This is a genomic window from Rhodoferax sp., from assembly GCF_028715765.1.
Taxonomy (GTDB): domain Bacteria; phylum Pseudomonadota; class Gammaproteobacteria; order Burkholderiales; family Burkholderiaceae_C; genus Rhodoferax.
The window spans coordinates 95,309-118,751 of record NZ_JAQURE010000004.1; the positions used below are offsets into that span (position 1 = coordinate 95,309).

Genomic DNA, 23,443 nt, shown 5'->3' on the forward strand with positions numbered 1-23,443 from the left:
CCAAGCTGCAAAAAGGCAGGCTTTTGCCGCCTTGTTTGCGCCCAAGCCAACGGCCAGAGTCGGTAAGCTGCATAGACAATACCGGTTTTTTGATTGAACCCCCATGCACGCTACCTTGGCGGCTCTTGAGCCGTGTTCACTTGACCCGCAAGACTGGGCTGAACTGCGCCAGCAGGGTCACCGCATGCTTGATGACATGCTGGACTACATTGCACACATTCGCCAGCGCCCGGTGTGGCAACCCATTCCCGATGCGGTGCGGGGCGCGTTTTCTGAGCCCCTTCCCCAACACGCCATCAGCCTGTCCGATGCCCACCACCGGTTCATGACGCAGGTGTTGCCCTATGCCGGGGGCAATGCGCACCCGGCTTTCATGGGTTGGGTGCAAGGCGGTGGCACGCCGGTGGGCATGTTGGCCGAGATGCTGGCAGCTGGCCTGAATGCCAATCTGGGCGGGCGCGACCAAATGCCACTGGAAGTGGAGCGCCAAATTGGCCTGTGGATGCGTGAGCTGTTTGGCTTCCCGGCCAGCGCCAATGGCTTGTTTGTCACCGGCTCGTCAACCGCCAATTTGCTGGGGGTGTTGGTGGCGCGCACGCATGCGCTGGGAGTCGCCTCGCGCACCAGCGGGGTTGCGGGGCAAGGCGCACAGCTGGTGGCCTATGCCGCCAGCAGCGCCCACAGTTGCATTACCAAAGCGATGGAAATCAGTGGCTTAGGCACCCAGGCGCTGCGCACTGTGCCTGTTGATGCCCTTGGGCAAATGGATGTGGCCGCCTTGGCGGCGTTGATTGCGGCTGACCGCGCCGCTGGCTTGCAGCCGTTTTTTGTGGCGGCTTCTGCTGGCACGGTGAACACCGGCGCCATTGACCCCTTGGCACAAGTGGCAGACCTGGCCGAGCGTGAGCAACTCTGGTTTCATGTGGACGGCGCACTGGGTGCACTGGCGGTGCTGTCACCGGCGCAAGCGCCCAAGTTCAAAGGCATTGAACGCGCTGATTCGCTGGCGCTGGATTTTCACAAGTGGGGTCAGGTGCCCTATGACGCGGGCTATTTTTTGGTGCGCAACGGCGCTGACCAGCTCGATACCTTTGCCACACCTGCAGCTTATTTGGCGCGTCACACCCGCGGCTTGGCTGCGGGCTCGCCCTGGCCATGCGATTTTGGGCCGGATTTGTCGCGCGGTTTTCGGGCGTTGAAGACCTGGTTCACCTTCATGTGCCACGGCACTGAGCAGCTGGGTGCGGTGGTGGACCACTGCTGCGCATTGGCGCAACACCTGAAAACACTGGTGCTGGCCACGCCCGAGCTGGAGTTGATGGCACCGGTGGCGCTGAACGTGGTGTGTTTCAGATACCGTGGCGAGCACCCCAATGACCTGAACAACGAGATTGTGGTGCGCCTGCACGAGTCAGGCCTGGCCGTGCCGTCGGCCAGCACCATTGATGGCCACGTGGTGATTCGCGCGGCCATTGTGAACCACCGCACCCAGGCCCAAGACATCGCTGTGCTGCTGGCCACCACGCTGGCGTTGGGTTGGCAACTGTCAGCCCCCACGCCCCAATAACGCCCTTATCACTTACCGAGAACACGCAAATGACTCCTTCACATCCGCCTTTGATGGGTTTGGCACGCCTGATGCGCATGGCGTTCGATGGCAACAGCTTGATGCCGCTGGCCGAAACCTTCAAGGCGCGCGCCGAGGCCGACCCACAAGACGCCAACGCGTTGATGGACTTGTCGATTGCACTGCAGCTGCATGGCCTGCGCGAGCAGGGGCTGGCGGTGTTGACCTTGGCGCTGGCCAGCAGCCGCGTCTATGAATTGCCAGCGCAGCGGCTAGCCACTGTGCGCTTGCTGGCCATCATGGGGCCAGGTGACTTGATGGCCAATGCGCCGTTGGCGTTTTTGCTGGAAGACGCAGACATTTCACTCACCTTGTTTTACCTGCTGCCGGGCGAGCCCATGCCAACGCAGTTGCCCGAGCATGATGTGGTGATGATTGCCATGTCGGAGACGCGCCAAAATCACCCGCTATTGGTGCAGCTCACGGAAGCGGTGAAGTCTTGGCTCAAGCCGCTGGTGGTGCGCCCCGAGGCCATTTTGCGCACCTCACGCGAGAGCGCTTACACCTTGCTCAAAGACCTGCCGGGGGTGTATGTACCACCCACCAAGCAAGCCACTCGTGCGGCACTGCAAGCCTTATGCAATGGGCAGCACGCGCTGCAAGAGGTGCTGCCACAGGGGGCGTTCCCCCTCATCATTCGCCCGCTGGATTCGCATGCTGGGCATGGGCTTGAAAAAGTGGCCGATCTGGCAGCCCTGCAGCAGTACCTGGCTGGCAGCTCAGATGATACGTTTTTCATAGCATCTTATGCAGACTACGCAAGCGCTGACGGCCTGTTTCGCAAATACCGGGTGGTGCTGGTGGACGGCGTGCCATTTGCCGGGCACATGGGGGTGTCGAGCCACTGGATGATTCATTACCTCAACGCTGGCATGGTTGACAGTGCTGAAAAACGTGCTGAAGAAGCCGCCTTTATGCGTGATTTTGAGACTGATTTTGCCCGCCGCCATGCGCAGGCGCTCAGCCAGGTGCACGCGCGGTTGGGGCTGGACTATGCGGTGATGGACTGCGCTGAAACGGCTGCGGGCGACTTGTTTGTGTTTGAAGTGGACTCTGGTGCGGTGGTGCACTCCATGGACCCCGTAGACCTGTTTCCCTACAAAGTGCCTGCCATGAACAAAGTGTTTGAGGCATTTCAAGCCATGCTCAAACGCCGTGCTGGGGGGCTGCGTTGAAGGTGTGGTCTGCCATGCCCGCCAAACCCAGGCGTGCCTTGCACCCGCTGGCACAGCGCGAGCGGGTGCTGGCGCGCTTGTCTTGCAACAGCGATTTTGAAGCTGCCACCACACGCCTGCTCACCCAAGGCGGCGACCCCCGCATTGCCTTGAATGCCCAAGGCCGCAATGCCTATGGCTGCACCCCACGGCCAGACCCGGCGCTGCTGCAGCTGGGCTCGTCCACCGGGTCAGTCATCTCCCATGAAGGCTTTCAAGCTGCCGTGGCACTGTTTCGACGGCTGTATGGCGCATCTGGGAGTTACCACCAAGAGCTGGCGCGGCAACGGCAGGAATTGAGTGAATGTGCGGGCGCTGCGCGCTGCCCCGGCACCGAGCTGGTGTTTGCCGCCTCTGGCACTGATCTTCATGCCATTGCGGTTCATTTGGCGGCGCACCTTACGCCCGGGCGAACGCAGGCGGTGATGGTGGCACCCAGTGAAACCGGCAGTGGTGTGCCAGACGCCTTGGCCGCCTTGCACTTTGCTGCTCACACTGCGCAGGGTGTTCAGGTCACGCGGGGTGCGCCCCTGGGCGCGGCGGCTATGGCGGCACCGGTGGGGGTGAGCTTGCGCCAGCCAGATGGCAGTTTGCGCAGTCAAGCTGAGGTGGATGCTGAATTTGCCCAGCACGTGGCGCGCCAGATGCACGCCGCAGGCGGCTGTTTGCTGGTGCTGGCCGATGTGTCCAAAACGGGGTTGCAAGCGCCTTCAGCCGCCTGTGCCGCGCAACTGCGCCAGCAGTATGGCGAGCGCTTGAGTGTGTTGGTGGATGCCTGCCAGTGGCGCATGTCTGCGGACACGCTGCAGGGCTATTTGGCGCAAGACTTCATGGTGGCCATCACGGGGTCTAAATTTGTGGGTGGTCCAGCGTTTTGTGGCGCACTTTTGCTGCCGCCCGGTGTGGCACAGCGTGCGCGAAGCGTGCCACTGACTGCCCTGGTGGACTACTGTGCCCGATCAGACTGGCCAGTGGGTTGGCTGCCGGCACGGGCATTGGCAGCGTCGGCCAATGTGGGGCTGCTGTTGCGCTGGGAAGCGGCTTTGGCTGAACTGCGCTTGTTCACAGCGTTGCCAGCGGCGCAGGTTTTTCAGCGCCTCCAGACCTGGGGGCAAGCGGTGCAGCAGCGCCTGAGCAGCGACGCCTCTTTTGCTGTGTTACCTGTGCCGCCCTTGAGTCGGTCGGGTGAGATGGGGTGGGACAGTGTGCAAACCATTTTTCCGTTTCAAGTGTTCCAACCCAGCGCGAGCAGGCCAGAGCGCGCTTTGACTGTGCAAGAGCTGCGCCAGCTGTGTGAGCAACTGCGGCAAGGGCAGGGCGCTGGCGCCGCAGTCAGGGTGCTGCTGGGGCAGCCGGTTGAGTGTGGGGTTCAAGCTGACGAGCCGATGGCCGCCTTGCGGCTGTGCTGCGGTGCCCGCATGGTCACTGAGGCCGCGCGCTTGCGCCAACCCTGGACGTTGATCATTGAGCAGACCATGCAGGCGCTAGACTTGGTGGCTGAGCTGGCGAAAGGGTGTGGAGATTGAACATGTCCCGTGGGGGGCAAGTGCCACTTAGGCCTTGCGCTGAACCAGTGCGCCCGTGGCTTGGTCAATGCTTTTGGCAATTTGCAGCATGGCTTCGGACGGAAATTGAAGAATGGTTTCGCCCGACAGGCGGTTCATCAACTTCACCACCTTGAGGCTGGTGTCTTTGTCAATGGTGAATTGCAACTCGTTAGAGGTTTTGCTGGCCAACACTTTGTTGGTTGATTCGACCGCCTGTTCAAGCGTGGCAGTGTCTGGTTTTTTGAGGGTTTGATCTGACTGCGGGGTGCTTTCAGACGGCGCGGTGCGGGCTTGGCGCGTGCTTGCATGAGCCACAGGTTCGGGCGCGTTGCTTGGCTGAACCGAGGCTCTGACAGAGGGGATTGAACTGATTTCCATGGCTAACTCCTTGTGTTTTTGCGGAGGTTAAGCTGTGAATCGCTGGCAACCCTTTGCAAAAATGAAGGTACTGGTTGGACAAAAACGCAGCACGTAGCTTGGTTATCGGCAAAAGTGCGGACGACTTAAGGCTTTTTGACCGGCTGCGGGTCAGCCCACCGCGTCAGCCATTGAATGCCAAGACCTCAACCAATGAAGTTGAATAACGACAGTTTTTGAATTTGGGCGTAGGTTTGCAGCGCGGCCTGGTAGCCGGTTTGCTGGTTATTGAAGTCTGAAATGCCTTTGATCATGTCCAGGTCTTCGGCGCGAGAGCGGTCGGCCTCCAACTGTACAGAGCGCTTGTCTTGGTTGCTGGTGATGCGGTCAGCGCGGGTCAACAAGTCGCCGGCTTGGCCGCGCACCCCCGAGATGCGTTGCATGCCAATGTCGATGTTATTGAGCGCTTGCGCCACGGCTTGGCTGGCCGCATTGTGCGTGGTGGCTGTGCCAATGTCTTTGATGGCGTCATCGAGCACGCTGAAAAGGCTGGGGCTGGCACTCACGCTCACGGTATCACCCAGCGTGGGTGTGCCGCTGATGGACATACTCAATCCTGGTATGGCGGTCACAGTCAAGGCTTGGTTGCTGGGGTATGACACCGTCACTGGCCCCAACGCACCCGAAACAGCTGGATTTTCTGTGACGGTGTAGGTGGCTGTGGTTGTGCCTGGTACCGAGGTGTCTACGGCGGTGAAAGCTAACGTGTAGTCTGGAAAGCTGTTGGGTCTGCCCGTGGCTGCGAGGGTGGCTGCTTCTGTGGCAGACACCGTGGCGGTATTGGAAACTGTGATGCCCGAGGTGGACAAGGTGCTGCTGGCGTTGACCACCGCATTGAACGCTTGGTCTCGGGTGGGGTGCAGCATGAAGGCACTGTCGCCATCGAGTGCAATGGGGATGCTGATGCCGGTGCTGGCTTGTTGCCCTGGCAAACCGTTGAAGGTGTAGTCGGGGGAAGTGGCTTGCGGGCCAGAGATCAGCGTGGTTGAGCTGCCCATGGCGCCAAACAAGGGTTGACCATTGGTGTCTTTCAAATTGGCGGCAGCCACAATGCTGTCACGCAGCCCGGAGAGCTGGAAGGCAATGGCTTGGCGCTCTGCGCTGCTGTGCCCACCGTTACCCGCACTGACCACCAATTCACGGAACGATTGCAGGTTGTCGGTGATGTCACCCAGCGTGGATTCGGCCAGTGCAATGGCGTTGCGTTGCGACTCCAGCGCGCGCTGGTCTGCGGCAATGCGGCTGATGCGCGTCAAAGAGCGCTCGGCAATGGCTGCGCTGGTGGGGTCGTCGCTGGTGCGCACCACGCGCTTGCCCGAGGTCAGGTTTTCTTGCAAATTGGACAGGTTGGACTGGCGCATGCCGATGTTGCGCACAGAGTTGTCATACGCATTGGCGGTGCTCAGACGAGAGTAAACATTGCTCATGGTGAAGGCTCCTGTGGGCTGAAAGCGTTAACGCCCCAAGGTTTGAATCAAAGTGTCAAAAATGCTGCTGGCCACCTGGATCATCTTGGCGGATGCTTGGTAAGCCTGCTGGTATTGCAGCAACTTGGAGGCTTCTTCGTCCAGGTTGACCCCAGACACACCGGTGCGCTCTTTCTCAGCGGTCAACGCAATGGCGTTGGACACATTGGCTGAGTAGTCAGCGCTCATGGCACGAATGCCGATTTGGGCAATCAAACTGGCATAGCCATCGGTCACGGCGGCACCATCAAACATGGGCAGGTCGCGCACATTCATCATGGCACTGGCGTTGCCTGAGTTGAGGTTGCGGTAAGCGGCGGGCTGCTGTTTGACGGTGAAGGTGTCCAGGGCGTTGGGCGTGCCTTTCAGTGTCAAAGACCACTCGATAGGGGTGCCCCCGGTGATGGCTTGCCCTGGCACATAGGCAAAACTGCCAGCGATGTCGCTGCGTGTGTAGGTGCTGTTGCTGGTGAAGGTAAGCACCACGTCAGTGGCCGAAATGCTGCTGCTCTTGGCACTCAGGTTGGCCAGCTGCAAGCTGCCGGTGTTGCTGCTGCCCATCATCCCAGCCACCGGGCTGGCCACAGCCAAAGCTCGGGGCGTGGAAAACTCAGTGGCGATGGTGCTGGCCGCGGTGCTGAAGGGCTTGATCAAAAAGCGGTCGCCATTGAGCGCCCCAGCCGTGACACTGATGGACAGCCCATCGACCACGATGGGTACCGCAGAGAACGCTGTCACCACGCCATCTGAGCGGCGGGTCACCGTGCCAGCTGCTGCACCTGTGAAGTTGATTTCGTAGTCTGAGGCGGCAAACTGGCTGGCATCGGTGATGCTCAACCCCAGCGTGGCCGCACCTGTGTTGCTGGAGTCTGGCCAGATGTTGAGGTTACCCAGCGTGGCCGGTGTGAACAAATTGCCACCGGTATTGCCATCCAGATCAAGCCCCAGCTTGTGCTGATCATTCAGACTGGTGCTTAACGCCAGGGTATAACGGCCCAACAGGTTGCGGGCTTCGTTCATGTCACCGTTTTGAAAGCGCAGCAGCCCTGAGACTTCACCGCCACCGAGCAAATCCTCGTTCATGGTGATGGTTGCCCCGGCTCGCGTGAGGGTGAGCTTGGTTTTGTTGGGGTCGCCAAATTCGTCTTTGCTCAACGCCACGGTGGCCGCTGTGATGCCCATCACCAGCGCTTGCGAGCCGCCAATGAACACACTGGTGGTGCCGTCGGTGGCTTGCACGCTGGAGGTTTGGACATACTGGTTGAGCTCTCGCACCAATTGGTCGCGCTGGTCAAGCAAGTCGTTCGGGGGCTGCCCATTGCCTGTGGCGCGGGCAATTTTGTCGTTCACACTGGCAATACTGGTGGCCAGGGTGTTGATGGCCGTTGTCTTTTGGTCAAGTTCAAGTTTCACGCCTTGTTGCAAGTCGTCCAGCAGGGTGGATGTGTTGCGCAGGCGGTTGGCCATTTCATTGGTTTTGGTCAAGGCCACGGTACGGGCGGTCAAGTCAGTGGGGGCGCTCGCCACATCTGAGAAGGCGTTGAGCATGTCGCTGACAGCTGCACCGATGCCCATGGTACCGGCCGGGAACAGGCTTTCAAGCTGTTTGAGCTTTTCTGCACGGGTGGTGTCGCCCGCGCTGGTGGCGCCTGCCAAGGCCGCCTGGCGGGTTAAAAACTCGCTGTAGCTGCGGGTGATGGTGGCCACATTCACCCCTTTGCCAATGTAACCTGAGCCAGAGTACTGGCTCTCTACCGTTTGCAATTGCACGGTTTGGCGCGAATAGCCCGGCGTGTTGACGTTGGCAATGTTGTTGCCCGTGGTTTGCAACACGGTTTGGTTGGCCATCAAGGCCCGGGCACCGACGTTGAGCAGGCTCATAAGCTTTGCGACGCCACCTGCGTGCGGGCTTGCAGGCGTTGGGTCGTCTCAATGGCGCGGCTGAGTTTGGCCGCATAGTGGGGGTCGGTAGCGTAGCCGGCTTTTTGCAGGCCGCTGGCAAAGGCAAAGGCCGAGCTGGTTTGCGTCTTGGCTTGGGCATAGCGTGGCGAGGTGGTGATGAGCCGGGCATAGTCACGAAACGATTCATCGTAAGAGTCATATGCCCGAAACTTGGCCACTTGCTTGTGAGCCACGCCCCCCACGTATTCGGTGGTGGTGACTTCCGCCACCTTGCCTTTCCAGTTGGCATCGGCTTTGATGCCAAACAGGTTGAAAGACGGTTTGCCGCCGCGCAGTTTGATCTCGTGCTGACCCCAACCGGTTTCATGACCCGCCTGACCCACCATGTAGCTGGCCGGAATACCGGTTTCTTTTTCAATGCGAATGGCGGCTTGGGTGTGTTTTTCAACAAAACCAGTTTGCCCCAGGGTCGGGCGCGGCGCCTGTTTGCCGTAGGCCGCCAGGGACGAGGCGCGTTGCAGTGCACTGGTGGTAGAAGCGGGTAGGGTGGCGTCACCTTTGGTGTTGGGTGTTGCCACGCCCATTTGCCTGGAGAGCTGTGCCGCAATCAAATCAGACAAGCCACCAGGCTGGCCAGACATGTTGACCGCCAGCTGCTGGTCAAGCAAATCTGTGCCCAGGTTGGAGCCCGGGTTGTCCAACATGCCGGATTTCATGGTGGCTTCGCGCATGCTTTTGATCAGCTCGCGCATGAACAGCGACTCAAATTGTTTGGCGGTTTCCTTGATGGCCTTTGGGCTGCTTTGCCCCGCTTGCAATTTGAGCTTGTTCAATGAGCTGGCATCGGCGGCCAGCCCATTGGCCATAGAGGTGGAGGTACTTAAGCTCATCAGATCACCTCCAGCTCGGCATTCAAAGCACCGGCCGCCTTGATGGCTTGCAAAATAGCCAACAGGTCTTGCGGCGTGGCACCGAGTGAGTTCAGGGCGCGCACCACATCGGCCAGTTGCGGTGCAGCGGGCAGCTGGATCAGCATGCCAGGCTCGTTTTTGATTTGAATGTCGGTCTTTTCGGTCACTGCGGTTTGCCCGCCTGAGAGCGCGTTGGGCTGGCTGACATTGGGCGTGCTGCTGATGCTGATGGACAAGTTGCCATGGGCAATGGCGCACGGCCCCAGGGTCACGGCTTGGTTCAGCACGATCGAGCCGGTGCGGGAGTTGATCACCACTTTGGCAGCAGCTACCGAGGCTTCCAGGGGCAGCTCTTCGAGTTCGGCCATGAAGGTCACGCGGGCATCAGGCTCCATCGGCGCGGCGACGCGGATGGTGCGGCCATCCAATGCTTGTGCCACGCCAGCGCCAAACTTGGTGTTGATGGCTTGTGCCACTTTGCGGGCGGTTTGAAAGTCGGTGGCTTCCAGCCCCAAAATCAGGCTGCTTCCCTCTTGCAAGGGGGTGGGCACACTGCGCTCCACTTGGGCGCCACTGGGAATGCGCCCAGCGCTCAAATGGTTCACCTGCACTTTGGAGCCGCCAGCGGCTGCCCCCGCACCCGCCACCACCAGGTTGCCTTGGGCAATGGCATAAATCTCGCCATCTGCGCCTTTGAGCGGGGTCGAGATCAACATGCCGCCTTTGAGTGACTTGGAGTTGCCCAGCGACGACACATTCACATCAATGGCCTGGCCGGGGCGGGCAAAGGCCGGCAGTTGCGCCGTGACCAGCACGGCTGCCACGTTTTTCATTTGCAATTGCGAGGCCTGTGCCGTGGGCAGGGTGATGCCCAGTTGCTGCAAATAGTTGGCCATGCCCTGCGAGGTGTAGGGCATTTGGGTGGTTTGGTCACCGGTGCCGTCCAGCCCCACCACCAGGCCAAAGCCGCTGAGCTGATTGCTGCGCACACCTTCCACGGCCGCCACTTCCTTGATGCGGGCGGCATGGGCGGGTGCGCTGAACATGGCAGCCAGCAGCGCCAGCATGGCTGCCAGCAGCCATGCCGTGGCGGGTGCGGTGCGGCTGGTTTTGGGTGTGATGAAAAAATTGTGCATTTGGTTTTACCCCTCGGCACAATTTTGCGTAACTTTAGAACGGTAAAAAGCTGAAAAAGAACCGTGTTAACCAGCCAACTGTTTGCGCTTCGGCCTGCGCACCGCGACCTTTGGACTCCATGCGGGCATTGGCCACCTGGGTGGAGTTGATCAAATTGCCGGGTTGAATCAGGCGCGGGTCAACCGTGCCGCTGAACCGCATCACGTCCACGTTTTGGTTCACGCCAATTTGTTTGTCACCGGCCACCAGCAAATGGCCATTGGGCAGCACCTCCACCACGGTGGCGGTGATGGTGCCGTAAAAGGTGTTGGCGCTTTCGGTGCCACCTTTGCCAGAAAAGTCACTGGCCGAGCCGGAGGTAATGCCTGCTTTGAGGTTGGCCAAGTCCAGCGGTGACTGAATCGGAAAGGCGCTGATGCTGGCCGAGCCTGAGGTGGTGCGGTTGGCGGTGGATTTGGAAACCTGGCTGGCGGTGACTTTCTCCACGATGTTGATGGTGATGTTGTCTCCCACGGTGCGGGCGCGCGGGTCTTCAAAAGCCGGGCGGTAGCTGGCTTTTTGGTACAAGCTGCCGGTGCTGGGCACTGGCGCGGCAGGTGCTGCAGCTACAGGCCTGGCATGGGTGGTTTCAGGAAAGTCGACCGCCACCGTTTGCGGCAGCGAATTGCAGCCTGTCAGACTACCAAATGCTATTAAATAAATAGCTGTTTGCGCATATTTTATAAGCGCTAGAGGCCTATTTCTTATATAAGTTTTCATGATTTTGCGCCAGCCTCAAAGCTGGCCGAGTTTTTGCAACATCTGGTCAGAGGTTTGGATGGCCTTGGAATTCATCTCGTAGGCGCGCTGGGTCTGGATCATGGTCACCAGCTCTTGCACCACGTTCACGTTAGAGGTTTCCACAAAGCCCTGCATCAGCGCCCCCATGCCGTCAGCGCCGGGGGTGCCGGCGTTGGGTTGGCCGCTGGCAGCGCTCTCGGTGTACAAATTGCCGCCCATGGGGGTGAGACCTGCTGGGTTGATAAAGCGAGCCGTGGCAATGGTACCAATGCCTTGAGCCGCCGCAGTGCCGGGAATGGTGGCCGACACCGTGCCGTCACCGGCGATGGTGATGCTGGTGGCGTTGGCTGGCACCGTGACCCCATTGGCCACGGCCAAACCGGTGGCGGTGACCAGGGCACCGGCGGCATTGATCTGGAACGAGCCATCGCGGGTGTAGCCCGTGGTGCCGTCGGGCAGGGTGACTTGAAAGAAACCGTCGCCCTGAATGGCTACATCGAGCTTGTTGCCGGTTTGCTGCAAACTGCCTTGAGAAAACGAGCGGCTGGTGGCCACGGTGCGCACGCCCAAGCCAATTTGCAGGCCGGTGGGCAGCTGAGACTGCTCGGTGCTGTTGGCACCCACCTGACGCAGGTTTTGGTACATCAGGTCTTCAAACACGGCGGTGGAGCGCTTGAAGCCATTGGTGGAGACGTTGGCCAAGTTGTTGGAAATCACGTCCAGCTGGGTTTGCTGGGCTTCCATGCCGGTTTTGGAAATCCACAGGGAGTTGATCATGACAATGTCCTTTAAAAATCAGCCTTGCATGCTGAGCAACTGGGCGGCCGAGCGGTCATCTGCTTCGGCGGTGGTCATCATTTTGGTTTGCGCATCAAACTGGCGTGCGGCCTGGATCATGCTGACCATGGTTTCAATGGCGTTGACGTTGGAGCCTTCGATCACGCCCAACTGCACCCGTGCATTGACATCGTTGGCGATGGGGTCGCCCGAGGTGGTGCGAAACAGCCCGTCGGCACTGCGCTTGAGCGGGTCTTCGGCGCTAGGTGTGGCCAGTTTCAGCCGCCCCACGCCGGCTGAGGGTTGGTTGCCCAGTTTGGCGGTGAGCGTGCCGTCAACACCCAGTGTGACCTCGGCACCGGGTGGCACGGTGATGGGGGCGCCGCCGTCACTGAGCACAGTCAGACCGGTATTGGTTTTGACCAAGCCTGTGGCATCGACTTCAAATGAACCGTTGCGGGTGTAGGCCTCCGTGCCATCAAGCCCTTGCACCGCAAACCAGGCGTTGCCGGTGGTCATGGCATCCATGGCACGCCCAGTGCGCTGGGGAGAACCAGGAATGTCCAGAAACCCTGGTGTGGCCTCCAGCCCCATGACCCGTGTGGTGGCGCCGTCGCCACGCACCGGCACTGAGCGGTAGGTGTAGAGCTCGGCACGGAACCCGTTGGTTGACACATTGGCCAGGTTGTTGGCCAAAATGGCTTGCCGATGCTCGGCCGCATTGGCGCCCGTCATGGCGGTGTAGATCAGGCGATCCATGGCGTCTGCTCCAGGTTATGGGGGTGGTTTCAGGTCAACGCTTAGCGCAAGTTGACCAGGGTTGACATGATCTGGTCTTGCGTTTTGATGGTTTGGGCGTTGGCCTGGTAAGAGCGCTGAGCCGTCATCATGTTGACCAGCTCGGCGGTCAAGTCGACATTGGATTCCTCCAGGGCACCGCTGCGAATGGCGCCCATGCGCCCTACACCGGGTGAGCCGACCAACGCATTACCAGATGCAAAAGTGGCCGACCAGGCGTTACCGCCCAAGGGTTGCAAGCCTTGCACATTGCGGAAATCTGCCAAGGCAAGCTGGCCGTTGTATTGGGTTTGACCGTTGGAATAGCGGGCGGTGATGACGCCACTCTCATTGATGTTGAGACCGGTGAGCTCACCCGGGGCATAGCCATTTTGGGTCAGGTTGGACACAGCAAACGATGAGCCGTATTGGGTGGCCTTGCTGAAGTCGATGGTGGCGGTAATGTCACCGGCCACTGTGTGCGGGTTGGTCACAGTGAATGACACGGGTGCCGCAGGGGTGGTCAAAGTGCCATCGGCACCAAAGCTCAATGAGGCAATGAGAGTGCCGCCGGTGGGGGCGTCATAGACGTCCCAGTTGTCGGTGGTGGTGGTGGCAACACGCTCAAAATACATGCTCAACGGCACCTCAGAGCCTTGCGAGTCGTACAGCGTGATGGCGGTGCCCTCAGTGCGCACCGCACCGGCGGTGGCCACTGCGGCACGCGCATCGAGATTGAACTCGGCACCAATCAGCGTGGTGGCGCTGGCCGCAATCGGGGCGGTGGTGGGGAGTTGGCGCTTGGTTGCAGTGGTGCTGGTGGGTTTGCCAGTGAGGTCGGTGTCGAACCCCATCACAAAGGCACCGGTGTTGGTTTTGATGTAACCGTCTTTGTCGAGTTTGAATGAGCCGTCACGGGTGTAGGCGGTCGAACCGTCAGACTGGGTGAGCTGAAAAAAACCGCCCCCATTGATGGCGACATCGAGGTTGTTGCCGGTGATGGTGATGTTGCCTTGGGTGAATTGCTGGGCAATCGCACCGACGGCCACGCCAATGCCGCCTTGGGTGCCACTGCCCCCACCAATGCCCAGCGAGCTGGCTATCAGGTCGTTGAATTCAGCGCGAGACGATTTCATGCCCGTGGTGTTGGCGTTGGCAATGTTGTTGCCAATGACATCGAGGCTGCGGCTGGAGGCGTTGAGCCCAGCAAGTCCGGTTTGGAAAGACATGATGGTTTCCTTTGTGGTCTGAAAATAAGTTAAAGAATGGCTTTGACGCTGCTGTAGGCCACATCCGGGCGACCTTGCAGCTGGACTTTCATGCCGGTGGCGTCGCTGCTGACTGAAGACACGGTGGCGCGTGCCATGGCGGTGTTGGCAATGGTTTGGCCGCCCAAGGTGGCCGTGACGCGGTAACTGGGGTTGCCGCTGTAGTTGTAGGCCGAGGCATCCCAGTTGAAGTTGTTGCGACCAGCCTCCAGCGCGCCCAGGTTGAGCGTGTCGATGACTTGGCCGCTGGGCGACAAAATGTCAACCTTCACGCTTTCAGCACGCCCGGCCAGATCAATTGCGCCACTGGCTGTGTTGTTGTTCACGGTCAGGGTGTTGCCATCAATCAGCACGTCATGCCCGACCATGCTGGAGCCTTGCAGCACCTGCATGGCGGTAAATTGCTCGGCCATGCTTTTCAGGGTGTCGTTGACTTGTTGAATGCCGGTGACGGTGTTGATTTGCGCCATTTGGCTGGTCATTTGGGCGTTGTCGACCGGGTTCATCGGGTCTTGGTTGTTCAACTGCGCCACCAGCAGTTTCAAAAAACGGTCTTGCGCGGCGTTCATGTCGGCCGCGCTGTTGCTGGCGGTTGCGGCGCTGCTGGTGGCAGCGGCGCTTGCTGTGGAGGAGGTGGTAGGTGTCAACATGGTGATGGCCGGTGATGTTTATTGACCCATTTGCAGCGTTTTAAGCAGCAAGGTTTTGGCAGTGTTCATGACTTCAATGTTGTTTTGGTAGGAGCGCGAGGCTGAAATCATGTTGACCATTTCTTCCACTGGGTTCACGTTGGAATAGTTCACATACCCTTCAGCGTCGGCTGAGGGGTGGTTGGGGTCGTGAATGCGTTTGAACGGCACATTGCTCTCGGTGATGCCACTGACCTTGACCCCGGCGGTGGCGTCGGTGCCCATGGGCACGGTTTGAAAGACCACGTTGCGGCTTTTGTAAGCCTGGCCATCTGGACCAGCCACCGCGTCCACGTTGGCCAGGTTGCTGGCCACCACGTTGAGGCGTTGCGATTGGGCACTGACGGCGCTGCCCGAGACGTTGAAAATGGAAAACATTGACATGTTATTGCCCCTGGATGGCGCTCAAAATGGTCTTGGACTGGCCATTGATGAAGCGCAGGGTAGATTCATAGCGCACTGAGTTGTCCACGAAGCTGGCACGTTCACGATCCATGTCCACGCTGTTGCCGTCCACACTGGGTTGGCTTTGCATGGCATAGGCCAGCGTGGGGTTGCCCCCAAGTTGCCCTTGGCTGAGGCCGCCCAGCGCCATGTGATTGACATGGGTGGTGTTGCCTGCCGATTGGCTGGCAGCGCCACTGGGTGTCATGCTCAAAGGGGGCAAGCTGCGGCTGCTTTGCCCGGTCATTTGTGCCAAGGCGTCTTTGAAGTTGAAGTCTCGCGCCACATAGCCCGGCGTGTCGGCATTGGCCATGTTGCTGGCCAGAATGCGTTGGCGTTCGGCACGCAGCACCAAGGCTTTGGCATGAATATCCAATCCTTGGGTCATTTGAGCAAACATGCAACACCTCGACTTTCTTGAAACTGCCCCACGCCATGTCTGGCGGTGGCTGTGTGTGGTTTGATTATGAAAATGCAGCCAGATTTCTAAACTGCAATAAAAGGGTTAAAGCTGCGCTACTTTATGGCTTTGGTTTTCTGGCTGCGGCCTAAAGTCAACGTCGTTATGGAGAGTTTTGCCATGTTGACTGCCTTCACCCGTTTGATTCAAACCCAATGTGTTCATGTGGGCAAACTGCCATGTGCTGTATTGGGGGTGCTGAGCCTGTTGAGCTTAGGTGGCGCGGCACAGACGCAAACCACGATTGAAGCGGTGGACACCTCTGCCTTGTACGCTAATGCCCAGCAATGGGTCGACAGCACACTGGTCAACCAATCCGCAAGTTTGCCCCTGCGCATGGAAGTCAGTGTGGGGCAGCTTGATCCGCGTCTGAAGTTGGCGCCCTGTAGTCAAGTCCAGCCCTATTTGCCGCCCAACACTCGGCTGTGGGGTAAGACGCGCGTAGGGTTGCGCTGCGTGGCGGGTGTGAGCAAGTGGAATGTGTTTTTGCCCATCACCGTCAGAGCCTTTGGCCCTGCCTGGGTGATCAAAGGACAAGTGTCTCAGGGGGTGGCGTTGTCTGAAGACGATGCCATGCAAGTCGAGGTGGATTGGGCCGAGCTGGGCAGCCCAGTGATTGCCAATGCCTCAGATTGGGTGGGGCAAACCGCCACCCGTGCCTTGTTCACCGGTCAGGCCTTGCGGCAAGACATGGTGAAAGCGGCGCAAGTGTTTCAGGCCGGCGCTCAAGTCAGGGTGCTGGCGCGCGGTGTGGGCTTTGAAATTGCCACCAGCGGCCAGGCTGTGTCTGTGGGTGTGATGGGGCAAAGCGCCAAGGTGCGCATGGACAATGGCCGCGTCATGACCGGTCAAGTGGTTGACAGCCGCACCATCAGGCTTGAATTATGAAATCCGTGGGTGTTTTCAAAATAAGGCTAAAGTTCGGCCGTTTATTGCCGAAAGTCTTCTTACGAGGCTACAACCATCGTAGTTTTGGAGAACACCATGAAAATCAGTCCACCCCTAGACAATTCGCTTGCTTTGAGCAACAGCACTGCCGCATTGGCCGCCAAGACCGCGCCAACTGCCAGCACGACAGCGAAAACATCTGCCAGCAAAAGCACGCAGTCTGCGGGGGTTGCTGTCACCATGTCGAGCATGGCGAAGTCTCTGGAAGCTGCCACCAAAGGCCAGGCGCCAGAGGTAGACATGGCCAAAGTCAATGCGGTGCGCAGTGCCATTGCACAAGGCACGTATGTGGTCAATCCCGAAGCCATTGCCGACAAACTGTTATCCAACGCCCAGGAAATGCTCACGCGCAGCCGCGTTTAAGTCGCTTTTTTCTGGTTTTTAAGGAAAAACCATGAACACCATGAAATTTGAAGGCCAGTTAGGACAATTTGAGTCTCAACTGGCTTTGTTGTCTGCAGCGCTGGTTCAAAACAACCCCAATGAATTGGTGGCTGCGTCGGCAGAACTGCAAAGCATGCTGGTGCGGTTTTCCAAAGAACTCATGCCTTTTGCCAAAGGCATCCAAGGCAACACACGGGCGCAGTGGCGGGTCAAAAAAATAGCTGTTGCGTTAAGCGCTGTGCGCCAAGGGTTGTTGCGTCAAAGTGTGCAGGTGGAGCGTGCCTTGGTCACCTTGATGCCCACCAGCCAAAACAACACTTACGCGCCAAGCTCTGGCACTTACGGCCGCCAACCTTATGGCAGCGCAGGCCGACAAAGCGGCGAATTCAGAGCCTTGTCAGCTTAGCAAACCCAACCTACCACCAGCTGTAGGGCTCTCTTGTCTGATGTAGGGCGGACTTCAGTCCACCGTGGTCGTTTGAAGTCGCACCTACAAAATACCTTCAAACAAATCTCAGTGGCTGCGCATTTTGGCGCGCAGGCGGGCAATCGATTGGCTGTGAAGTTGGCACACGCGTGACTCGGTCACATCTAATACCGCCGCAATTTCTTTCAAATTCATGTCCTCTTCGTAGTACATGCTCATGATGTACTGCTCGCGCTCGGGCAGGTTTTTGATGGCTGCCACCAATGCCGTGCGCATGCGCTGGTCGCTGAGCATGTTCAGCGGGTCAGCTTGGGTATCACCCAGATGGCGATCCAGAAAACTGTCTTCTTCATCTGGGTTGTGGGTCATGTCTTCCAGGTAAACCAGCTGGGTTCCGCGTACCTTGTTCAACAAGCTTTGGTATTCCACCAGGCTCACCCCCAACTCTTTGGCGATTTCGCTCTCTATCGGGCTGCGTCCCAAACGGTGTTCGAGTTTGCGCATGGCTTCTTCAATGTCTTTTTGGCTCTTGCGGGTGCCGCGTGAAGCCCAGTCGTTTTCGCGCAGTTCATCTAGCATGGCACCGCGAATGCGTTGGGTGGCAAAGGTTTCAAACTGCACCCCTTGCGTGGCCTCAAAGCGCGAGAGTGCCTCAGACAGCCCCATCAAGCCGACCTGAATCAGGTCGTCTACTTGCACGTTGGCAGGCAGTTTGGCCATCATGTGATGCGCCAGTTTGCGCACCAGGGGTTGGTATTGACGGATCAGGGCATTGCGGTCAAGCTGGCCCTTGGCGGTATACATCAATGTGTCCTTTGTGGCTGCTGGCGTTGCAGAGGTACCGCGTTTTCGAGCAGTTGCAAGGCCAAGCGGCTGATGTCGTCTTGCGACGTTTGCGGGTTACCCAAAGCAGAAACGGTGATGGGTTTGATCTCCAGCCCCAAAAAAGTCAAGGCGCAATGTTGCAGGGTTTGAACAGGGCTGGGCATGTGGATGGGGGTGGAAGTTTGCAGCTCAATGTTAGCAACTGTCGGTTGCAGTTGCGCATCTTGCATCAGCACTTTCATGGCCTGGTAAGCTGACATGGAGGCAGACCGCAGTGGCGGCAGCACCAACAAGGGTGTCAAACCACTGTTTTTAAGCAACTGGGTCAGTGTGGTCGCGCTGGCGTAAAGCAGTACCACGCCGTCACTTCGAAACAAGTGCCCGACCGAGCCCGCGTGGAATCCCGTGCTGCTGAGTTGAGCAAACCCCAAGGCTGCCGGCAACACGCGCCAAGCACTTGCATCTTGCTCAACATTTGCATGCCCAAGCGGGTCTTGCAGCAGATGAATCAAGCCTGGGTTGCTATCAGTTTCAGACTTGTTGCCGTCCAGTACCAGCACGGGCAGACCCAGCTCAACCCAGGAATGGCACAAGCTCCAGAGCAGCGGCAATTCACCTTGTTGTTGGCCATGACTGGCTACTGCCATCAGTTTGGGGCTGGCCAGGGGCGCCATGGCTTGCAAGCCTGCGGCTTGGTTGATGCACGGTTCAAGCATGAAGGTGCTCGGTGTGAAGGGGGGCGCTGTCAGCAAAAAAGAAACCCAAATCAGTGGCTTTGGGGTCAAAGGCAGACTTGGTTGGGGCGCGCATGGACATGGCCACCAGCTTGGCGGCGTCAGCACGCTCCCAGTCTTCAGGTACTTTTTGACCCATGGTCACGCCACGCAACAGCAACTGGTGCCGAATCACGGCATCCAACGCTGGGCCAACTTTGGCTGCTTCATCAATTTTGGACAGGATGGCTTGCTGCACCCCACCGGTTTTGAATGACGACACCACATCGTCAAGCGTGTCGCCATGGCCGCCCGCATTGAGCACCAGCAGGCGGTTGACATTGGGCAGGTCAAGCACATCCATCATGTCGCGTTTTCGTGGATCGCTGGGGGCAATGCCGGTGGTGTCAATCAGCACCATTTTTTTATTGGCCAACAAACCCAACAAGTCTTGCAAAGCAGCGCGGTCATGCGCCAAGTGCGCGACCACCCCCAACATGCGGCCGTAGGCGCGCAATTGCTCATGGGCGCCCACGCGGTAGGTGTCAAGGGTGATCAAGCCTACGCTGTTGGCGCCATGGGTGCGGGCGCAAAGCCCAGCCAACTTGGCGGCGGTGGTGGTTTTGCCCACGCCCGTGGCGCCGACCAGCGCGTAGATGCCGCCCTCGTCATGAATGGCACGGGTGTCGGCATCGGTGTGCAGGTTGCGCGTGAGCACGTCCATCACCCAGCGCATGGCATCAGGTGCGCTGGCATCTTCTTGCAGGCGCTCCAAAATGGTTCTGGCCAGGGTTGGGGAGTAGCCTGAGCGAATCAACTTGAGCATCAAATTGGAATGAATCGGGCTTTGCCGGGTTTGCCCTAGCCAGGTCAGCGTGTTGAAGCGGTCTTCAATCAAGGTTTTCATGGCTTGCAGCTCGGCCGCAATGCCTTGCGGTACGGCTTGCGTGGGGACGGCTGGTGCCTGGCTTGCGCTGCGCAGGCTTGGGCGCGGCGCAGTTTGCGGGTTGGCTTGTGCCAATGGCTGGCGTGCCACAGGTTTGGCGGGTGGCTCTGGCATTTGAAATGCGGGAATGTGAATGGCGTTGGCGCGTGCGCTGCCCAGCGTGGGGTGATCTTGCTCGGCGCGCTCGGCCAGGCTGGGCTGACCCGTCTGGGCTTCTTGGCGGCGGCGCAGCATGCGCTCACGCACATAGTCTTGAAACGACAGTGTGCTCATGGCCATTTGGGTGGTGTCGTCCAACACCTTGCTGTTGGGGTCGGCTTTGGGCGCAATGAAGGTTTGAGCTGTGGGGGGACGTTTGGGGGTGGGCTGTGCATCGCCCCGGTCAAGTGCAGCCAGTGTGTCTTCACCGGTGGCAATGACTTCAATGCCGTGGTCGGTGGTGCGGTTAGACAAAATCAGCGTGCCATCGCCAAAAGTCATGCGGGCTTTGGCAAGGGCTTCGCGAGCGGTGAGGGCGGTAAAGCGTTGGATGTTCATGATGCTGCACCTTTGAGAATCGGGCCAATGCGAATGGTGTGTGACTCAGGAATTTCGCTGTGGGCGAGTACCTGCAGTCGAGGGGCAACGCGGCGCACCAAGCGTGCCACCGCGCTGCGGATTTGATCGGGCACCAGCAAGCAGGCTGGAATGCCAATTTCTTCTTGTTTCATGGCCATTTCAGCTGCTTTTTGGGTCAGGATGTCGGCTACGCCTGGGTCGAGTGCCTGGCCTTGGCCGGTGGTGTTGCCCAGCGCTTGCACCAGCAGACGCTCCAGCGGCGGGTCAATGGCAATGACATTGAGTTCGTGAACGGCGCCATAAATTTGCTGCACGATGGCCGGTGACAGCGCCACACGCACCCGTTTGGCTAGCTCTGCCGGGTCAGTGATGGTGGTGGCGTGTTCGGCAATAGATTCAATGATGGTGCGAATGTCGCGAATGTGCACCGACTCTTCCAGCAGCAGCTGCAGCACTTTCTGAAAGACGGCAATCGAGACCATTTTGGGAACCACTTCTTCTATCAATTTAGGAGCCAGTTTGCTGACGTGTTCGACCAGTTGTTGAGTTTCTGTGCGGCTCAGTAACTTGGCTGCCTGCACTTGCATCAAGTGTGACAAATGTGTGGCCATGACAGTCTCAGAATCAACCACGGTAAATCCGGCCATTTGTGCGGCTTCCTTTTGTGTGGCATCTATCCAATGCGCGGGCAAGCCAAAAGCGGGGTCGGTGGTGGGGGTGCCGATCAGCGGGGTGGTGATGCCACCTGGGTTGATAGCCAAAAATTGCCCTGGAAAAGCTTCACCTTCGCCCACAATCACGCCACGCAGTGTGATGCGGTAAGCACTGGGTTTGAGCTCCAGGTTGTCGCGCACATGCACAGGAGGCGGCAAAAAGCCCACCTCTTGGGCAAATTTGCGCCGCACACCTTTGATTCGGGTGAGCAAGTCGCCCTGACGGTTTTTGTCTACCAGTGTGATCAAGCGGTAGCCCAACTCAAGTCCCAGTTGGTCAACCGGTTGCAGGTCGTCCCAACTGGCTTCGCCGTCTGAAGCTGGGGTGGCTTCCATGCTGCTGGGTTCTTCAGGAATAGGTTGGTGTGCCAGCACCCAGGCACCATAACCCAACACCATGGCAATACCCAAAAACACGGTGTGAGGCATGCCGGGGATGATGCCCAAAATGCCCATGATGGTGGCCGTGATGCCCAGCACTTTGGGTGAGATGAACATTTGCGTCACGATCTGATGACTCAGGTCATTTTCTTTGCCCACGCGAGACACCACCATGGCGGCAGCCACTGAAATCAGCAACCCAGGTATTTGCGCCACCAAGGCATCACCCACCGCCAACAAGATGTAGGAGTCAGCGGCTTGTGTGGCCGTTAAACCGTGCTGCAGCATGCCTACGGTGAAACCGCCAAAGATGTTGATCAGCAAAATCAAAATACCGGCAATGGCATCGCCACGGACAAATTTAGAGGCACCGTCCATTGAGCCAAAAAAATCAGCTTCTTCTGACACTTCTGCACGGCGGCGTTTGGCTTCTTTCTCATCAATCAAGCCTGCATTCAAGTCAGCGTCTACCGCCATTTGTTTGCCTGGCATGGCATCCAAGGCAAAACGGGCTGAGACCTCGGCAATGCGCTCAGCACCTTTGGTGACCACCACAAAGTTGATCACCACCAAAATCGAGAAAACAATCAAGCCCACGGCAAAATTGCCACCAATCAAAAAGTGGCCAAAGGCTTCAATCACGGCGCCTGCCGCACCCGGCCCGGTGTGACCTTCTAACAGCACCACACGGGTAGAGGCCACATTCAAAGACAAGCGCATCAGCGTGGTGAGCAGCAACACCGCCGGGAAGGCGGCAAAGTCCAGTGGCTTGAGCATGTAGGCGGCCACCATCATCACCATCAGCGCCACGGCAATGTTGAAGGTGAAAAAAGTGTCTAGTAACCAGGGCGCCAGCGGCAGCACCATCATCGACAAAATGGCCACCACCAGCATGGGTGCAGCGGCACCTTTCATCATGGCAGAGTTGCTGCCGAACCAAACTTTGAGAGAGTTAAGCGACAAGTTCATGGTGCGTCAGTGGTGGCAACCACTTTGGATAAAGGGTCAAGTTCGGGTGGGACAAAGGGCACCGGCGGGTCACCTGGCATGGGGCCGTCGCCACGCATGGCGGCTTTGAGGCGGTAGATGTAGGCCAGCACCTGAGCCACAGCGGTGTACAGGCTGGTGGGAATGTCTTGGTCAATTTCAGCGTTGGCGTACAAGGCGCGTGCCAACATGGGCGATTGCAACACTGGAATGGCGTGCTCTTTGGCCACGTCACGAATTTTGAAAGCCAGCAAATCAGCGCCTTTGGAAATGACGCGCGGTGCTGCCATGGTGGCTTCGTCGTAGCGAATAGCCACCGCATAGTGGGTGGGATTCATCAGCACAAAGTCAGCTTTAGGTACGGCCTTGATGCTGTTGCCATGGGCAATGTCGCGCTGGCGCTGGCGCATGCGCCCTTTCATTTGCGGGTTGCCATCAGACTCTTTGTGCTCTTGCTTCATTTCTTGGTGCGACATCTTCATCCGTGACTGATGCAAAAACATCTGCAACGGTGCGTCCACCATGGCCACCACTAGAACCACCAGCAGCATCAAGCCCATGCCGGTTGTGAGCCAGTTGGCCAGATAAGACACGGTCATGCGCGAGGGCTGCAAGACCAAAGAGCCCAGCGTGTCCAAGCCTGAGGACAGGTAAGTGAACCCCACCACCAAGAGCATGCCAGCAATGAACGTGACCTTGAGCACTTCGGTGGCCTTGTCTTTGGTGAACATGCGCCCCAACCCGCTGAACGGATTGATGCGGCTGAAATCAGGCGTGATGGGTTTGAGGCTGGCCACCCAGCCGCCTACCATCAGCGTGCTGAGCACAGCAATGACTGAAATGAGGACGGCGAACACGGCACACGCTACCAACCCCACCGTGACCATGCTGGAGAGCCGGTTGAGCATGGTCAAAGGCTCTTGAATGGCGCGAAAGTCAAACAAAAGTTGCAGACGCAGCTGCGTTTGCAAACGCTCAAACATGGCTGGCGCAAGCCACATCAGACCAAGCGCACCGCCGCCTAGCACGGCCAGATGAGAGAGTTCACGAGAGCGCGCTACTTGCCCTTCATCGCGGGCTTTTTGTAGCTTGCGTTCAGAGGCGGGTAGGTTGCGGTCTTGGCTGCTGGAATCCATGGTGAGGAG

The 23,443-nt window shown here is 58.6% G+C and carries 23 protein-coding genes; 6 read left to right on the forward strand and 17 right to left on the reverse strand.

Annotation, left to right across the window (positions count from 1 at the left end; genetic code table 11):
• Positions 1 to 103: 103 nt before the first annotated feature.
• The 3 genes from PHT20_RS02745 to PHT20_RS02755 are packed head-to-tail and all read left to right on the forward strand — an operon-like array spanning position 104 to position 4,367.
• Positions 104 to 1,567: a pyridoxal-dependent decarboxylase gene (locus tag PHT20_RS02745; protein WP_301019320.1), complete on the forward strand. Its 1,464-nt coding sequence runs from the start codon at positions 104 to 106 to the stop codon at positions 1,565 to 1,567.
• Between the two features lie 29 nt (positions 1,568 to 1,596).
• Complete coding sequence (locus PHT20_RS02750; RefSeq protein ID WP_301019321.1) at positions 1,597 to 2,802, forward strand: RimK family alpha-L-glutamate ligase; 1,206 nt, start codon at positions 1,597 to 1,599, stop codon at positions 2,800 to 2,802.
• Positions 2,803 to 2,816: 14 nt separating this feature from the next.
• Positions 2,817 to 4,367 carry a hypothetical protein gene (locus tag PHT20_RS02755; protein WP_301019322.1) on the forward strand — a complete coding sequence of 517 codons (1,551 nt, stop codon included), beginning with the start codon at positions 2,817 to 2,819 and terminating at the stop codon, positions 4,365 to 4,367.
• A gap of 27 nt (positions 4,368 to 4,394) precedes the next feature.
• Here PHT20_RS02755 and PHT20_RS02760 read toward each other — a convergent pair whose 3' ends face one another.
• The 12 genes from PHT20_RS02760 to flgB all read right to left on the reverse strand — a co-directional run bounded on the left by PHT20_RS02760 (position 4,395) and on the right by flgB (position 15,356).
• Positions 4,395 to 4,766, reverse strand: a complete 372-nt coding sequence (locus PHT20_RS02760; protein WP_301019323.1) for a flagellar protein FlaG — start codon at positions 4,764 to 4,766, stop codon at positions 4,395 to 4,397.
• Between the two features lie 185 nt (positions 4,767 to 4,951).
• A complete protein-coding gene (flgL, locus tag PHT20_RS02765; protein ID WP_301019324.1) occupies positions 4,952 to 6,232 on the reverse strand; it encodes a flagellar hook-associated protein FlgL in 1,281 nt (426 codons plus the stop codon).
• Between the two features lie 27 nt (positions 6,233 to 6,259).
• Positions 6,260 to 8,152: a flagellar hook-associated protein FlgK gene (gene flgK / locus PHT20_RS02770; RefSeq protein WP_301019325.1), complete on the reverse strand. Its 1,893-nt coding sequence runs from the start codon at positions 8,150 to 8,152 to the stop codon at positions 6,260 to 6,262.
• Entirely contained in the window at positions 8,149 to 9,063 is a 915-nt protein-coding gene (flgJ, locus tag PHT20_RS02775) for a flagellar assembly peptidoglycan hydrolase FlgJ (RefSeq protein WP_301019326.1), read from the reverse strand. Before flgJ ends, flgK begins: the two co-directional genes overlap by 4 nt.
• Entirely contained in the window at positions 9,063 to 10,151 is a 1,089-nt protein-coding gene (locus PHT20_RS02780) for a flagellar basal body P-ring protein FlgI (protein ID WP_301019359.1), read from the reverse strand. The genes flgJ and PHT20_RS02780 overlap by 1 nt, the downstream gene beginning before the upstream one ends.
• 103 nt (positions 10,152 to 10,254) lie before the next feature.
• Positions 10,255 to 10,980, reverse strand: coding sequence for a flagellar basal body L-ring protein FlgH (locus PHT20_RS02785; RefSeq protein WP_301019327.1), 726 nt, complete (start codon positions 10,978 to 10,980; stop codon positions 10,255 to 10,257).
• Positions 10,981 to 10,995: 15 nt separating this feature from the next.
• Positions 10,996 to 11,778 (reverse strand): flagellar basal-body rod protein FlgG, encoded by a 783-nt coding sequence (gene flgG / locus PHT20_RS02790; protein ID WP_301019328.1) that lies wholly within the window; start codon positions 11,776 to 11,778, stop codon positions 10,996 to 10,998.
• A gap of 18 nt (positions 11,779 to 11,796) precedes the next feature.
• On the reverse strand, positions 11,797 to 12,537 hold the full coding sequence (locus tag PHT20_RS02795; protein ID WP_301019329.1) for a flagellar basal body rod protein FlgF: 741 nt from the start codon (positions 12,535 to 12,537) through the stop codon (positions 11,797 to 11,799).
• A gap of 41 nt (positions 12,538 to 12,578) precedes the next feature.
• Entirely contained in the window at positions 12,579 to 13,784 is a 1,206-nt protein-coding gene (flgE, locus tag PHT20_RS02800) for a flagellar hook protein FlgE (protein WP_301019330.1), read from the reverse strand.
• A 29-nt stretch (positions 13,785 to 13,813) separates the two neighbouring features.
• Positions 13,814 to 14,473, reverse strand: a complete 660-nt coding sequence (locus PHT20_RS02805; protein ID WP_301019331.1) for a flagellar hook capping FlgD N-terminal domain-containing protein — start codon at positions 14,471 to 14,473, stop codon at positions 13,814 to 13,816.
• A gap of 18 nt (positions 14,474 to 14,491) precedes the next feature.
• The gene (gene flgC, locus PHT20_RS02810; RefSeq protein ID WP_301019332.1) at positions 14,492 to 14,896 is read right to left on the reverse strand and encodes a flagellar basal body rod protein FlgC; all 405 of its coding nucleotides are present in this window, start codon (positions 14,894 to 14,896) and stop codon (positions 14,492 to 14,494) included.
• 1 nt (position 14,897) lies between these two features.
• On the reverse strand, positions 14,898 to 15,356 hold the full coding sequence (flgB, locus tag PHT20_RS02815; protein WP_301019333.1) for a flagellar basal body rod protein FlgB: 459 nt from the start codon (positions 15,354 to 15,356) through the stop codon (positions 14,898 to 14,900).
• A gap of 180 nt (positions 15,357 to 15,536) precedes the next feature.
• Between flgB and flgA the strand changes: the two genes are divergently transcribed.
• The 3 genes from flgA (at position 15,537) to PHT20_RS02830 (ending at position 17,154) form a co-directional block, all read left to right on the forward strand.
• A complete protein-coding gene (flgA, locus tag PHT20_RS02820; RefSeq protein ID WP_301019334.1) occupies positions 15,537 to 16,304 on the forward strand; it encodes a flagellar basal body P-ring formation chaperone FlgA in 768 nt (255 codons plus the stop codon).
• Between the two features lie 96 nt (positions 16,305 to 16,400).
• A complete protein-coding gene (flgM, locus tag PHT20_RS02825) occupies positions 16,401 to 16,727 on the forward strand; it encodes a flagellar biosynthesis anti-sigma factor FlgM (protein ID WP_301019335.1) in 327 nt (108 codons plus the stop codon).
• A gap of 31 nt (positions 16,728 to 16,758) precedes the next feature.
• Positions 16,759 to 17,154 (forward strand): hypothetical protein, encoded by a 396-nt coding sequence (locus PHT20_RS02830; RefSeq protein WP_301019336.1) that lies wholly within the window; start codon positions 16,759 to 16,761, stop codon positions 17,152 to 17,154.
• Between the two features lie 108 nt (positions 17,155 to 17,262).
• Here PHT20_RS02830 and PHT20_RS02835 read toward each other — a convergent pair whose 3' ends face one another.
• From PHT20_RS02835 to PHT20_RS02855, 5 genes are read right to left on the reverse strand one after another with little or no spacing between them, the layout of a single operon-like run.
• A complete protein-coding gene (locus PHT20_RS02835) occupies positions 17,263 to 17,979 on the reverse strand; it encodes an RNA polymerase sigma factor FliA (RefSeq protein WP_300082675.1) in 717 nt (238 codons plus the stop codon).
• Positions 17,979 to 18,716, reverse strand: a complete 738-nt coding sequence (locus tag PHT20_RS02840) for a hypothetical protein (protein WP_301019337.1) — start codon at positions 18,714 to 18,716, stop codon at positions 17,979 to 17,981. The genes PHT20_RS02835 and PHT20_RS02840 overlap by 1 nt, the downstream gene beginning before the upstream one ends.
• Positions 18,709 to 20,196, reverse strand: coding sequence for a flagellar biosynthesis protein FlhF (gene flhF, locus PHT20_RS02845; RefSeq protein WP_301019338.1), 1,488 nt, complete (start codon positions 20,194 to 20,196; stop codon positions 18,709 to 18,711). Before flhF ends, PHT20_RS02840 begins: the two co-directional genes overlap by 8 nt.
• Complete coding sequence (gene flhA / locus PHT20_RS02850; RefSeq protein ID WP_301019339.1) at positions 20,193 to 22,280, reverse strand: flagellar biosynthesis protein FlhA; 2,088 nt, start codon at positions 22,278 to 22,280, stop codon at positions 20,193 to 20,195. The genes flhF and flhA overlap by 4 nt, the downstream gene beginning before the upstream one ends.
• Positions 22,277 to 23,434: an EscU/YscU/HrcU family type III secretion system export apparatus switch protein gene (locus PHT20_RS02855; RefSeq protein ID WP_301019340.1), complete on the reverse strand. Its 1,158-nt coding sequence runs from the start codon at positions 23,432 to 23,434 to the stop codon at positions 22,277 to 22,279. Before PHT20_RS02855 ends, flhA begins: the two co-directional genes overlap by 4 nt.
• Between the last annotated feature and the right edge of the window lie 9 nt (positions 23,435 to 23,443).

Coding starts and splice junctions, on each gene's coding strand:
- PHT20_RS02760 (WP_301019323.1), bottom strand. CDS start 4,766: ATGGAAATCAGTTCAATCCCCTCTGTCAGAGCCTCGGTTCAGCCAAGC.
- PHT20_RS02830 (WP_301019336.1), top strand. CDS start 16,759: ATGAACACCATGAAATTTGAAGGCCAGTTAGGACAATTTGAGTCTCAA.
- PHT20_RS02755 (WP_301019322.1), top strand. CDS start 2,817: ATGCCCGCCAAACCCAGGCGTGCCTTGCACCCGCTGGCACAGCGCGAG.
- PHT20_RS02785 (WP_301019327.1), bottom strand. CDS start 10,980: ATGAAAACTTATATAAGAAATAGGCCTCTAGCGCTTATAAAATATGCG.
- PHT20_RS02805 (WP_301019331.1), bottom strand. CDS start 14,473: ATGTTGACACCTACCACCTCCTCCACAGCAAGCGCCGCTGCCACCAGC.
- flgG (WP_301019328.1), bottom strand. CDS start 11,778: ATGATCAACTCCCTGTGGATTTCCAAAACCGGCATGGAAGCCCAGCAA.
- PHT20_RS02745 (WP_301019320.1), top strand. CDS start 104: ATGCACGCTACCTTGGCGGCTCTTGAGCCGTGTTCACTTGACCCGCAA.
- PHT20_RS02750 (WP_301019321.1), top strand. CDS start 1,597: ATGACTCCTTCACATCCGCCTTTGATGGGTTTGGCACGCCTGATGCGC.
- flgL (WP_301019324.1), bottom strand. CDS start 6,232: ATGAGCAATGTTTACTCTCGTCTGAGCACCGCCAATGCGTATGACAAC.
- PHT20_RS02835 (WP_300082675.1), bottom strand. CDS start 17,979: ATGTATACCGCCAAGGGCCAGCTTGACCGCAATGCCCTGATCCGTCAA.
- flgC (WP_301019332.1), bottom strand. CDS start 14,896: ATGTCAATGTTTTCCATTTTCAACGTCTCGGGCAGCGCCGTCAGTGCC.
- flgM (WP_301019335.1), top strand. CDS start 16,401: ATGAAAATCAGTCCACCCCTAGACAATTCGCTTGCTTTGAGCAACAGC.
- flgE (WP_301019330.1), bottom strand. CDS start 13,784: ATGTCTTTCCAAACCGGACTTGCTGGGCTCAACGCCTCCAGCCGCAGC.
- flgK (WP_301019325.1), bottom strand. CDS start 8,152: ATGAGCCTGCTCAACGTCGGTGCCCGGGCCTTGATGGCCAACCAAACC.
- flhA (WP_301019339.1), bottom strand. CDS start 22,280: ATGAACTTGTCGCTTAACTCTCTCAAAGTTTGGTTCGGCAGCAACTCT.
- flhF (WP_301019338.1), bottom strand. CDS start 20,196: ATGAACATCCAACGCTTTACCGCCCTCACCGCTCGCGAAGCCCTTGCC.
- flgB (WP_301019333.1), bottom strand. CDS start 15,356: ATGTTTGCTCAAATGACCCAAGGATTGGATATTCATGCCAAAGCCTTG.
- flgJ (WP_301019326.1), bottom strand. CDS start 9,063: ATGAGCTTAAGTACCTCCACCTCTATGGCCAATGGGCTGGCCGCCGAT.
- PHT20_RS02780 (WP_301019359.1), bottom strand. CDS start 10,151: ATGCTGGCGCTGCTGGCTGCCATGTTCAGCGCACCCGCCCATGCCGCC.
- flgA (WP_301019334.1), top strand. CDS start 15,537: ATGTTGACTGCCTTCACCCGTTTGATTCAAACCCAATGTGTTCATGTG.
- PHT20_RS02855 (WP_301019340.1), bottom strand. CDS start 23,434: ATGGATTCCAGCAGCCAAGACCGCAACCTACCCGCCTCTGAACGCAAG.
- PHT20_RS02840 (WP_301019337.1), bottom strand. CDS start 18,716: ATGCTTGAACCGTGCATCAACCAAGCCGCAGGCTTGCAAGCCATGGCG.
- PHT20_RS02795 (WP_301019329.1), bottom strand. CDS start 12,537: ATGGATCGCCTGATCTACACCGCCATGACGGGCGCCAATGCGGCCGAG.